This is a genomic window from Pseudomonadota bacterium, assembly GCA_039028155.1.
Lineage (GTDB): Bacteria > Pseudomonadota > Alphaproteobacteria > SP197 > SP197 > JANQGO01.
This window is the reverse complement of sequence record JBCCIS010000052.1, coordinates 1-12,006: the sequence shown is the minus strand read 5'-3', so window position 1 is coordinate 12,006 and position 12,006 is coordinate 1. Positions and strand designations below refer to the sequence as shown.

General features: G+C 61.8%; 12 protein-coding genes and 1 riboswitch. Of the genes, 3 read left to right on the top strand and 9 right to left on the bottom strand.

The genetic code is table 11. The features are described 5' to 3' along the window. Nucleotides 1-18 precede the first annotated feature (18 nt). Nucleotides 19-97, top strand: a riboswitch (cyclic di-GMP riboswitch). Nucleotides 98-105: 8 nt separating this feature from the next. Continuing rightward, nucleotides 106-405, top strand: coding sequence for a hypothetical protein (locus AAF563_20755; GenBank protein ID MEM7123719.1), 300 nt, complete (start codon nucleotides 106-108; stop codon nucleotides 403-405). A 15-nt stretch (nucleotides 406-420) separates the two neighbouring features. Here AAF563_20755 and AAF563_20750 read toward each other — a convergent pair whose 3' ends face one another. Beyond that, on the bottom strand, nucleotides 421-1,062 hold the full coding sequence (locus AAF563_20750; GenBank protein MEM7123718.1) for a DNA-3-methyladenine glycosylase 2 family protein: 642 nt from the start codon (nucleotides 1,060-1,062) through the stop codon (nucleotides 421-423). A 64-nt stretch (nucleotides 1,063-1,126) separates the two neighbouring features. On the opposite strand from AAF563_20750, the gene AAF563_20745 reads away from it, so the two are divergent. Further along, complete coding sequence (locus AAF563_20745) at nucleotides 1,127-2,398, top strand: SEL1-like repeat protein (protein MEM7123717.1); 1,272 nt, start codon at nucleotides 1,127-1,129, stop codon at nucleotides 2,396-2,398. A 23-nt stretch (nucleotides 2,399-2,421) separates the two neighbouring features. Here the strand turns inward: AAF563_20745 and cls are convergent, their stop codons facing one another. Beyond that, complete coding sequence (cls, locus tag AAF563_20740; protein MEM7123716.1) at nucleotides 2,422-3,876, bottom strand: cardiolipin synthase; 1,455 nt, start codon at nucleotides 3,874-3,876, stop codon at nucleotides 2,422-2,424. Nucleotides 3,877-3,930: 54 nt separating this feature from the next. Next, nucleotides 3,931-4,989 (bottom strand): AI-2E family transporter, encoded by a 1,059-nt coding sequence (locus tag AAF563_20735; protein ID MEM7123715.1) that lies wholly within the window; start codon nucleotides 4,987-4,989, stop codon nucleotides 3,931-3,933. Between the two features lie 258 nt (nucleotides 4,990-5,247). Between AAF563_20735 and AAF563_20730 the strand changes: the two genes are divergently transcribed. Continuing rightward, nucleotides 5,248-6,888, top strand: coding sequence for an ABC transporter substrate-binding protein (locus AAF563_20730; protein ID MEM7123714.1), 1,641 nt, complete (start codon nucleotides 5,248-5,250; stop codon nucleotides 6,886-6,888). 22 nt (nucleotides 6,889-6,910) lie between these two features. On the opposite strand, the gene AAF563_20725 is transcribed toward AAF563_20730, so the two are convergent. The 6 genes from AAF563_20725 to AAF563_20700 form a co-directional block, all read right to left on the bottom strand. Continuing rightward, complete coding sequence (locus AAF563_20725; protein ID MEM7123713.1) at nucleotides 6,911-7,270, bottom strand: MGMT family protein; 360 nt, start codon at nucleotides 7,268-7,270, stop codon at nucleotides 6,911-6,913. A gap of 76 nt (nucleotides 7,271-7,346) precedes the next feature. Continuing rightward, a complete protein-coding gene (locus tag AAF563_20720; GenBank protein MEM7123712.1) occupies nucleotides 7,347-8,087 on the bottom strand; it encodes a cytochrome c biogenesis protein CcdA in 741 nt (246 codons plus the stop codon). A gap of 23 nt (nucleotides 8,088-8,110) precedes the next feature. Further along, nucleotides 8,111-8,692: a TlpA disulfide reductase family protein gene (locus AAF563_20715; GenBank protein MEM7123711.1), complete on the bottom strand. Its 582-nt coding sequence runs from the start codon at nucleotides 8,690-8,692 to the stop codon at nucleotides 8,111-8,113. Next, nucleotides 8,692-9,264, bottom strand: a complete 573-nt coding sequence (locus AAF563_20710; protein ID MEM7123710.1) for a DsbE family thiol:disulfide interchange protein — start codon at nucleotides 9,262-9,264, stop codon at nucleotides 8,692-8,694. Before AAF563_20710 ends, AAF563_20715 begins: the two co-directional genes overlap by 1 nt. A gap of 80 nt (nucleotides 9,265-9,344) precedes the next feature. Next, complete coding sequence (locus tag AAF563_20705; GenBank protein MEM7123709.1) at nucleotides 9,345-10,523, bottom strand: aminotransferase class I/II-fold pyridoxal phosphate-dependent enzyme; 1,179 nt, start codon at nucleotides 10,521-10,523, stop codon at nucleotides 9,345-9,347. A 176-nt stretch (nucleotides 10,524-10,699) separates the two neighbouring features. After that, nucleotides 10,700-11,797: an ABC transporter ATP-binding protein gene (locus AAF563_20700; GenBank protein ID MEM7123708.1), complete on the bottom strand. Its 1,098-nt coding sequence runs from the start codon at nucleotides 11,795-11,797 to the stop codon at nucleotides 10,700-10,702. Between the last annotated feature and the right edge of the window lie 209 nt (nucleotides 11,798-12,006).

Below are 12,006 nucleotides of genomic sequence, written 5' to 3'. Positions count from 1 at the left end.
GAGAGGGCGGGACTGCTATCCCCGAAACGGCAAACCGGCGGCGACGCCGGGACGCAAAGCCTCCGGCCTGAGCGCGTCAGGTAGCGGGGTTACCGAAGGGATGACATGATGATCGTATCTGAACCCCGGGTAAAAAAGCGGATCTTCGCGACATCGCGACCGAAATCATCGTTCTGGTCGCGCATGATGTCGTTTATCACCGGCACCGGCGTCGTCGCCATCGGCACGATCGTTGCCCTGCTGATCGCGCAACATATTCAGAACGGGTCCGATATAGGCGAACAGGCCTTCGGCTGGGTCAACTGGATCGTCGGCGGTATCAGCAGTGTTGACCCGTTCATCACGGTGGCCGTGATCGCCGTCCTGGGTCTGGTCGGCCTCGCCTTTTACGCCCGCGATCACTAGAGCCTAATCGTCGCGTCAATACGCGACGGGCACCGGGTCCAGCGAGCGCCATAGGTACCACACGGCGACCGAGCGCCATGGCCGCCAGGTCTCGGCCACGGTCGTCAACGCCGCGACATCCATCACACCGCCCGTCTCTCCATAGAGATCACCGGCCACGCGACGCAGCCCGATATCGCCCGTCGGCAGGATGTCGGGGCGCCCGGCGGCAAATATCAGCACCATATGGGCGGTCCACGGTCCGACACCGGATAGCCGCGTCAACCGCGCGGCCAATTCCTCGTCGTCGAGCCCGAGCCACGACGACCAGTCTTGGTCCTCGGTCAACGCGGCGTGGGCTGCGGCGACAAGGCTATCGGCCTTCCTGCGCGTCAGGCCGCACGCCCTCAGCCGCGCGGCCGAAACAGCGATGACGTTCGTGGGCGATATGTCGCCAACCTCGCCGAGCAGGCGGTGCCAGATACGCTCAGCCGCCAGGACCGAGATCTGCTGGCCAACAACAGCGCGCGCGAGTGTTCGAAAAATGTCGCCATGGGGCTCCAGGGCTTCACCCGGATAGGCAGCAATGATAGGAGCAAGTATGGCATCGCGCCGGGCAAGGTCGGCGGCGGCCGGCCACCAATAGGTCGGCACAACAGGAGCGAAATCGACGGACATGACACCGCCAGTGTGGCGCATCACCAAGCGTTGCCCAAGTCTCCGTCCATGGTTGGCGGCGGTCTTGCTCCTGCTCAGCACGTCGGCGGCCGAAGCCGAGTTTGCCGATGGCTGGATGGCGGTTCATCAAGGCAACTACGAGACGGCCGTCGCGCTGTGGCGGGAGCTGGGCCGGGCCGGACATGTCGACGTCCAGTTCAATCTGGGTGTGCTTTATGAGTCCGGCCTTTTGGGCGAGCCTGATTACGAGGAAGCGGCGGCCTGGTATGGCTATGCGGCCGCGCGGGGGCTACCAGCCGCGCAACAACGGCTTGGGGACTTCTACGCACAGGGTCTGGGGTTTGAGCAGGACCTGAGCAAGGCGTTTGACCTCTACCAGTCGGCAGCGGAGCAAGGCTATGGCCCCGCCCAATTCAGCCTTGCAGTCGCGCTGGAAAAGGGCGCGGGCGTACCGGTCGATAACGACCTGGCGTCACTGTGGTACCACCGCGCCGCAAACCAGGGCATGGCGGCCGCGCAGTACAATCTGGGCCGCACCTTCGTTTCCGGCGGCAGCGGCAACGATCCCGAACAGGCTCTCTATTGGTATCACCAGGCCGCCGATGGCGGCCTGGCCGAAGCCCAGAACAATCTGGGCCTGATGTACGAACGCGGCATCGGCGTCACACAAGATTATGAACAGGCCGTCCATTGGTATGCCTTGGCGGCCGACCAGGGCTTCGCCATTGCCCAGAACAACCTAGGTGTCATGTACCACTTCGGCCGCGGCGTCCCCCACGATCCCGGGCGGGCGGCAGCCGCCTATCACGCCGCGGCCATCGGCGGCAGCGAGGCCGGTCAGATCAACCTTGCCTATGCGCTCGCCAACGGTATTGGCCTGGACCAGGACATCATCGAAGCCTATGCCTGGGTCCTGATCGCGCGATCCGGTGACGACCCCGACGCCTCGGCGACAGCATCGGAGTATCGCAGGCGCTTGCTCGGCGTTCTAACCGAAGACGAGCGCCGCGCCGGCCTGGAGCGCGCGACGATCCTGCGTGAGACGCTTAGCGTTCGCCCGGCGCATCAGACACGGCGCCTGGCGCCGCTTGCCAGCGATGTCTTGGGCAATGACACCGCCGCCATTCAACGTTACCTGCGCGAGCACAACCGGCTCGATGGCGCCGTCGACGGCGTTTCCGGCCCGAACACCCGAAAAGCCATCCGCGACTTTCAAGCAGAGTATGGCTTACCGGTCACGGGAACCATTGACCAGGTCCTGCTCGACGCGATGGCTCGCTTGTTGCCGATGCCCTGGGATCCCGCTTCATCCGGCCTCAACCGCAGCGGTCTGTGAGATCACGCCAACCCGGATCCGATCTAGAGGTATGGCGAGAACAGACGCGCCACGCCGTCGCGAAACTTCACCGGCAACGATCGGGCGTTGAGCTTCTCCAGCGTAACCGGCTGCGACATGGCGCGCCTCTGGTCGATCATCTCGTGGATCTCAGCCGCGAGAGCCGAGTCGTAACACTCGACGTTGAGTTCGAAGTTCAGCCGAAGACTGCGTTCGTCCCAGTTCGCCGAACCGATCAGGCTCCACGTGCCATCGACCGCAAACAGCTTCGAATGATCGAAATCCGGCTGCGACATCCATAAACGACAGCCCGACACGAGCAGTTCGTCCATGCGCGATGTCGATGCCCACTTCACGAAAGGCAGGTTGTTGTTCGCCGGCATCACGATATCGACCTCAACACCGCGCAATGCCGCCAGGCAGAGTGCGGTGGCCAACTGCTGATCGGGGACGAAATAGGGCGTCGCGATCGAGATGCGTTGATCGGCCTGGGTCAGGGCACCGAGCATGGCCCAACGGAGGCTGTCCGTTGCGTCGTCGGGGCCGTCGCTGATCGCGCGCGCATGCATGGCTCCCGCCGGTGACGAGTCCTTAAGCCAGATGCCGGCATCCGGCGTTTCGCCCGTCGTGAAGTGCCAATCGTCCTCGAAGACATCCAGGAGCTGCCCGACGATCGGGCCCTTGAGCTCAAAATGCACATCGCGATAGTGGACGTTGCCGTCGCCCTTTGGTGCGTGTTTGCCGGTGATGTTCATGCCCCCGGTGAAACCGATGCGGCCGTCAATTACCAACAGCTTGCGATGGCTGCGCAGGTTCAAGTAGGGCATTTGCCAAGGCCAGAACGAGTGCAGGAAGCGCGCGGCGTCGACACCTTCGTCCAACAGGTCCTGCATGACCGTCGGCCACGAATAGTGCGAACCCGCACCGTCGATCAGGACCTTCACCACGACGCCACGCCGTTTCGCACGGCCCAGCGCGGCGATGAAAGCAGCACCCACGTCATCACGGCGAAAGATGTAGGTGGCAAGAACGACCAGCCGCTCCGCGCTATCAATCGCCTCGATCATTCTGGGATAGGCAACACCGCCGTCGACCAGCGGGTCGATCTGATTGCCATCGACCAGCGGACGCTCGACTATCTGGTCGACAAAGCGCGCCAGCCTCGGCAAGTCGCGGTCGCCTGCCGGCGAGGCGCCACTGGTCAGCTGCAGGGGCAGCCCTGACTCCTCGCGCCCATCGACCAGATCCATCTGGTCTGGATTCAACGTCTTCTGGGCGCGCCGCCGGATGCGGTTGATGCCAAGCAGAAGGAACGCAAGCGAGCCTAGTGGCGGCGACAGCAAGATGACACCGAGCCACCCAAGGGCTGAACGTTCGTTCCGCTTGCGCAGGATGACGCCGACCGACAGAACGATCGTTAACACCAGCGTCGCCAGCGCAATCAGTTCGGCCCAGAATTGTTGGAACGCTTCAAGCATCGTCAGCGACCACGAAGCAATTCACTCAGTTCAGTGCGGTCGCCGGGGCAACGATCACGCCTTCCTGTCGGGGTCATCGACCTCGGCAACCTGACCGTTGGCCGAAAGGAAGATCGCGATCGGCCGGGTGTGGGGAAACTGCGCCATGATGATCACCGCGATCACCATAATCGGCACGCTCAAAAACATCCCGATGATCCCCCAGATCGAGCCCCAAAGCGCGAGCGAGAAGAGAATCACGAGAGGGCTGAGATTGAGGGTCCGTCCCATCAACCGCGGCTCCAGCACATTGCCGATCACGACTTGTGCTGCGCCGATACCAACGAGGACGATCAGGAACGGTCCAAAGGTGTTGAATTGCACGAGTGCGAGAACCGCTGGGAACACGATCCCCAGGATCGAACCGATGGTCGGGATGTAGTTGAGCAGGAAGATGATAACCGCCCAGAACTCAGCGAAATCGACACCTGCAATGCGCATGACGACATAGCTGACGCCACCGGTCAGTACCGACATCAGTGTCTTGATCCAGATATAGGTCCTGACGTCGGCATTGATCCTTTCGATCATGCGGCGGACACGATCGCGCCGTTCGGGGTCCGACACCATGGCTTCGAGCTTTGCGTTGAAGCTGCCTTGTTCGACGAGCAGGAACAGGACGTAGACCAGAATGATGCCGACATTGCCGGCAAAGCTGGTCAACGAGGACGCCAACTGCGTCGCGATGTTGCCAAGATCGATCGACTGTAGGAGCTGCGAGATCGTCGGCACCTCCTTGATTCCGATCAGGCCATAGACACGGTCGATCAGTCCTTCCAAGTTCTGCTGATAGGTCGGCGCGGCGGCGACAACATCCGCGACGTTGCCGCGTGCCATTTCGATGACGCCGGTCAACAAACCGACAAAGGTCAGGATCGCGAGCGTAAGGCTTGCCCATCCGGGCAAATGAATGTCGCCGACATGAATGCGGCGATAGGTCGATGCCAGGGTTGCGATGAGATACCAAAAGACAATCGCGACAACGACCGGAAGCAGCAGCGCCTTGCCGACGATCAGAAGATAAAAGCTGAGCGCGGCGATTACCGCGTAAAGCGCGAAACTAAGAACACTCATGCCTGTAAGCAATCACAACAAATCTGGACGGGTATTCTCCCCTTTGCCCAGCCTGCCCTCAACCCACCAAATCGTCGAGGTGCTCGGGTCGCAGCGTCGCAAACGGAACAATGTTTGACGCTGTGGGGGCGGTTGCTAGGGAAGTCTGTTGACATCAAGACAGTGGCGAAAACAATGACCGCAGGTGGAACTTTGGCCCCTGGCCGAGGCTCCGTAAACAGCTGTGGCATAAGACCACCATGGGAGCAAGGAGGCGTTATGACCCAACGTGAACACCCGTATTATGAAAAGCTCAAGGAGCAGTTGGCCGAAGGCAGGCTCGACCGCCGTGAGTTCGTGCGTTATTCGGCGCTTTTGGGCGTTTCGGCATCGGCGGCTTATGCGTTCGCCGGCAAGTTGACCGGCAGCGACTTCGCACCGGCGGCTCATGCCCAGGACATGCCGCAGGGCGGTACCATCCGGATCGCTATGCGTGTCTTGGAGATCAGCAACCCGCACACCTATTCGTGGGTTATGGACTCCAACGTCGCCCGCCAGGTCGTCAGTTATCTGACGAAGACAGGTGCGGACAACGTTACGCGGCCGCATCTGCTCGAAGGCTGGGAAGCCAGCGACGACCTGCGCACATGGACGCTGCATATCCGCGAAGGCGTTAACTGGCACAACGGCGGTTCGTTGAATGGCGAGCAAGTCGCCTGGAACCTGACCCGCGTGCTGGATCCCGCCACCGGTTCATCGGTGCTTGGCCTGATGCAGGGCTACATGATGAACGATGACGCATCCGGTCTGTGGGATGAGAAGGCTGTCGAGATCGTCGACGACAAGACGGTGCGCCTTAACACCAAGGTACCGCAAGTCGCCGTCCCCGAGCATCTGTTCCATTATCCGCTGCTGATCCTTGATCCGTCCGAGAATGGCGTCTTCGGCGTCGGCTCGAACGGTACCGAGGGCTTCAACCTGGTGCAGCACGATGTCGGTCAGATCTCCGTGCTGGAAGCCCGTGATGACTATTGGGGCGATGGCCCGAACATCGAACGGCTTGAGTACCACGATCTCGGCGACGACCCGTCGGCGGCGATCGGCGCCTTGGCCTCCAAACAGGTCCACGGCATGTACGAAGGCGACATCGTGCAGCTCGACGCGTTCGAGGCTATGCCGCATGTCACCATCCACTCGGCGAACACCGCGCAGACGGCTGTCGCCCGTGGTCAGGTCGATCAGGCGCCGTTCGATGACGCGCGTGTGCGCAAGGCCATGCGTCTCGCCATCGACACGCCGGCGATCCTTGACCTGGCCCATCGCGGCCTGGGTGCGCCGGCCGAGCATCACCACGTCTCGCCGATCCATCCTGACTACTTCGAGCTGCCGTTCATGAGCCGCGATGTCGATGCGGCGAAGGCGCTGCTGGCCGAAGCGGGTCATCCCGACGGCATCGAGATCGAGATCGCGTGCAAGAAGGAGCCGGCTTGGGAACTTCTGGCGGTTCAGGGCATGGTCGAGCAGTGGGCCGATGCAGGCATTAACGTCAATATCAACGTGATGCCGTCGGCGCAGTTCTGGGAAGTCTGGGACAAGGTGCCGTTCGGCTTTACCAGCTGGACCCATCGTCCGCTCGGCTTCATGGTGCTGGGCTTGGCTTACCGCTCAGGCGTGCCGTGGAACGAATCCCACTACGCCAACGCGGAGTTCGACGCCAAGCTGACCGAGGCGGAAGGCGTTCTGGACATCGAGGCCCGCAGCAAGCTTCTGGGCGAAGTCGAGACCATCATGCAGGAAGACGGCCCGATCGTGCAGCCGGTGTGGCGCGCGATCTATGCCGCCTACGACACCCGGGTGAAAGGCTTCTCGATGCATCCGACGTCGTACATCTTTGCCAACGAGCTTGCGATCGAGTCCTGATCGCGGCCTGACTGGTCAAACGTTAGAGGGGAGCCTTCGGGCTCCCCTTTTTCTTTGCCCGTTTCGCATTGGGGATGAACCGATACGTCTGGAGGTCGATGGTACCTTCGAGATCGATGTAGACGCCTTCGGCCTCAAGCAGGTGGCGTTGAAGGTCGGCCGCGTCATGGCCCCTGCCCTTGCCGACGCTGATCCGGCCCTGGGCGTTGATCACCCGCCACCACGGCACGGTCTTGTCGTTCAGCGACGAAAGCGCGTAGCCGACGCGGCGCGCCCACCGCGGATGGCCTGCCGCGATCGCGACATCGCCATAGGTCATGACACGGCCTTCCGGAATCTTGCGGATCACGGCGTAGTAGCCGGCATACTCATCAGATGTCATCGGCGAGAGGTTAAAGCGTTTCGGCGCGACACGAAACGTGTCACACGAGAGCAGATCCCGTTAGCCACGATGCGCTCTAGCCGATGGTGGCGAGCACCGGGAACGTTTCCAGCAGCCAGAAAGCGAAGTCGGCCAGGTAGCCCGTCAGCATCGCGATACCCATGACGACCAGGATCGCCCCGGCGGCAACCTGAATACGCCTTCCCCAGCGCCCCAGACCCTTCATCCGTCGGACGAACAACCCGGTCGACGCCGCGGCAATCAAGAACGGCACGCCGAGGCCCAGGGAGTAGATCGCCAGCAGAGCGACGCCTTGACCAATCGTGGCCGTTGTCGCCGCAACCGCCAGGATTGCGCCCAGGATTGGGCCGATACACGGCGTCCAGCCAAACGCGAAGGCAGCACCCAGACCATACGCCGCCACGGGGCGACCGCCGGGTACGTTGATCTGCATCCTGACATCGCGGTCAAACCAGGCGATGCGGAAGACGCCCATCATGAAAAGCCCGAAGACGATGACAATGGCGCCGGCGACGTAGCTCAGCTCATAGCGATAGGTCAGCAACAGGTCACCGGCGGCTGTCGCGCCGGCGCCCAGCAGAACAAAGACCGTCGAAAAGCCAAGCACAAAGAAAAGGCTGAGCACGACCGCCGCGGCCCGCGTGCGCGCGGTCACCTCCCCGGTCAGATCCTCAAGCGATTCACCGGCAATGTAGGACACATAGGCTGGCACCAAGGGCAGCACGCATGGCGACAGAAACGAGATCAAGCCGGCCAGGAATGCCGCACCAACGCCGATGCCGGAGATTTCGAGCATTACGTCAAGCGGGCCCTGATCCGTTAGGGGTTCACGTCCAGCGACACCTGGTCGGTGCCGCCGTTGGCCTGACGTGCGGCGTCGATCAACGGCAACAGCTCTTTCAGCGCGGCCGGACCGTCCCATTCCGCCGTACCGACCAACCTGGCCACCATCTGACCTTGATGGTCGATCACGATGGTCGTGGGCAGACCGAGGACGCGGAAGTCACGCGACACCTTCTGGGTCGGGTCGCTGAAGACACCCAGGCTGGTGACCGCGATTTCGTCATAGAACTCGCGGATCTGGTTCTCGCCGCCACGATCCACCGACATCGCCATCACGACAAAGTCGTCGCCACCATGGTTCGCCTCGAGCCGGTCGAGCGACGGCATTTCATCACGGCATGGCGGGCACCACGTTGCCCAGAAGTTCAACACGATGACCTTTCCCTGGTAATCCTCCAGGGTACGCATGTCACCGCCCTCGACCGAGAACAGCACGTCGGGCGCCGGTTCCGGTTCATCGAGCCAAGCGAAGTTCGGCAAGGTGTCGCTCGCGCTTGTCGGCATGCAGGCGCCCACCAAGAAAAGGCTGGCGACCGTGGCGACAATCATGCGTTTCATCAACGAACCTCCTGGATGATCGGCAAGATATCGTTCTGCCACGATTCCCGCGTGATCGGCCCAATGTGTTTATGAACGATCCGACCATCGCCATCGACGACGAATGTCTCGGGAACGCCATAGACGCCCCACTCGATGCCGACGCGCCCATCGGCGTCGACGCCTGTCGCGTCATAGGGATTGCCATGCTCGCCGAGCCAAACGGCGGCATCCTCTGGGTCGTCCTTGTAGTTCAAGCCAAACACCGCGACCTCGCCGGTTTCGTGCAGCTCAACAAGCAAGGGATGCTCAATCAAACAACTCACGCACCACGAAGCAAACACATTGACCAGGCTGACCTTCCCGTTCAGCGTCTCGTTCGAAAGACCGGGTCCATAGCCCGGCACTTCACCAAGCGAGAATTCCGGCGCCGGTTTGCCGACAAGCGCCGACGGCAGGACGCTGGGGTCACGTCCAAGACCGATCGCCAGAGCCACGACAAGGACGGCGAACAAAGCGACCGGCAAGGCGTACAGCCAGCGTCGCGTTGCGCGTGGGGGACCGGCTTCAACCGAGGATGTGTTGTCGGTCATGGGCGATAACGTGGCCTTTGCTGTCTGTCGGCGCAAGTCCTGTCCACGAGCCTGACGCGAAGGTGATTTGCCGTGCGTTGTTAACGGTTTAGGCCGCGAACAAACCGCGCGAACCGGTCACATGCCTCGGCGATTTCGGCCGAAGGCGCGGTCAACGAGAACCGCAGGAAACCGCTGCCGCTGGGACCAAACCCCTCGCCCGCCAACAGCGAAACCCCGGCCTCCTCCAGCAAACGGTCGGAAAACTCCTGCGATGTCAGGCCGGTGTCGCGAATGTCGACCATCATGAAACACGAGCCTTCGGGCTTGATGACGCGGATACGGCTGACATCTTTCAGGCGGTCGAGCACCAAATCACGCCGCTTTTGGTAATGGGCGAGCATTGTGGCGATTTCGGGGAAGTCACCGGTAAAGGCGATCTCGACGCTCTGCTGAATGAAGGTCGGCAGACCGTAATGCATGGCCAGACCCAAATGGTAAAGGTGCTGCCTGAGCGACGGCGGACCGACCACCCAACCGACCCGCCACCCGGTCATGGCGTGTGACTTCGACAGGCTGTCGACCACAATGGTACGTTCGGCCATGCCGTCCAGCGTGGCCGGGCACAGGTGGCGACGGCCATCAAAGAGAGTGCGGCTGTAGACCTCGTCGGAGATCAGCCAGAGATCGTGGTCCCGGCAAACCTCGGCCAGACCTTCCAGGTCACGGTGGCCATAGGCGGCGCCGGTCGGGTTGTGCGGCGTGTTAATCATGACGCTGCGGGTTCTAGGCGTGACCGCCGCCTCGACATCGGCGGGGTCCAAATGAAAATCCCGCTCCGGCCGCAGCGGGATGGAAACCATCTCGGCGCCGGTCGCATGAACGACGGACTCATAGGTTACATAGACCGGTTGCGGCACGATGATCTCGTCACCAGGGCCGGCCGTGCAGGCGGCCGCGCCGAACAAGCCGCCTTGGGCGCCCAGGCTCATGGAAATGTTGTCGGCGCTCACGGCCTGGCCGGTGTTGCGCTGATGATAGGCGGCGACGGCGGCGCGCAGCTGGGGGCTGCCATCGATATAGGAGTAATGGGTGTCGCCGCTACGCATGTCGTCGATGCAGGCTTCGACGATCGGCGCCGGCGTGTCGAAGTCCGGATCGCCGATACTCAGCACGATGATATCGCGCCCTTCGTTCTTGTATGCGAGGGCGCGGCTGTGAACATCCCAGGCGCGCGCGCCCTCGTTGGCAAGACGATCGACGATCGGTGCATAGCGCATGGACCGCGGTTACTCCTCGATATGATGGAAAACGTCAGGAAGGCGCGCGATGTTAATCCCACTGCCCACCGAAAGCCAAGCCGTCTATGGCGGGCGGCCTCAGCCAAACCCTTTGGCCGCGAAACAAAAAAGGCGCGGCCTTCGGCCACGCCCTTAATGCGAGTTTTTTCGGTCTGCTAGCGGCTCAGGAGAAGCGCTGAATCCTCATCCCAGGTAAGCCAAACCGTTTCGTGTTTGTCCGGATCGACGCTCTCCAGCTGACGCTGTGCGTTCTGCGCCGCCACGGCGACCGGTGCTTCGCGGCCGTCGACGTGGACATAAAAATGGCTGCGATCGCCCAGATAGGCGGCAGCCTGGATTGATCCTTCAACGACGTTGTGCATGACATTCGGCTTCTGGAAGGAGATACCGAACTTCTCCGGCCGGATCGCCACGGTGATGTCGCCGCTGCCCGGCGTCTCCGCGTTGCCAGCCATCGACCGGACCTGACCCAGTCCTTCGGTATCGACAATGGTGGCTTCGCCGTCCTTGCCCTTGATGCTGCCGCTGAAGAAATTGATGGTGCCGATGAAGTCGGCGACTTCCTTGACCTGCGGGATCTCATAGAGATGGGTCGGGGAGTCGATCTGCAGAACCTTGCCCTCCGACATCACGGCGATGCGGTCGGACATGGTCATGGCTTCTTCCTGATCGTGGGTCACGAACACGAAGGTAATGCCGACATCGCGCTGCAGCGCGCGCAACTCCAGCTGCATCTGCTCGCGCAGTTTCTTATCGAGTGCGCCAAGCGGTTCGTCCAGCAACAGCACTTTCGGCTGTTTGATCAGGGCGCGCGCCAAGGCGATGCGCTGGCGCTGACCGCCTGACAGCTGATGGGCGCCACGTGTGCCATAACCCGGCAGCTTGATCAGTTCCAGCATCTCATCGACCTTGCGGTCGATCTCAGCCTTGTTCAGGCCGGACTTGCGCATGCCGTAGGCGATGTTCTTGTGAACGTTCAGGTGCGGAAAGATGGCGTAGCTTTGGAACACCATGTTGACGGGTCGCTGATGGGGCGGCACGCCGGCCTGCGGCTGGGCGTCGATATAGATGTTGCCCAAGGTCGGTTGCTCAAAGCCTGCCAGCATCCTGAGCAGCGTCGTTTTGCCGCAACCCGATGCCCCGAGAAGCGAGAAGAATTCGCCCTCTTCGATATTGAACGTGATGTCATCGACGGCTCTGACACTGCCGAAGTGCTTCGACACGCTCTTGATCGCAATATAGTCCTCACGCATACCTTTAGCGCCCACCCGCTGTTGCCATATCCATTTTTGTTCGTTGCGCCGAAACGCTCCAGTTCTTCGCCTAGATTGCCGAGCCTTCCTGGGTTCCGACGCCGCGGCGGCGGATGACCTCGGAGAAGGTGACGATGAAGAAGGATGCCAACAGGATGCACGCGCCCAGCGACAGCACCATCGGCAGCCGGTTCGGGAACCTGAGCTGG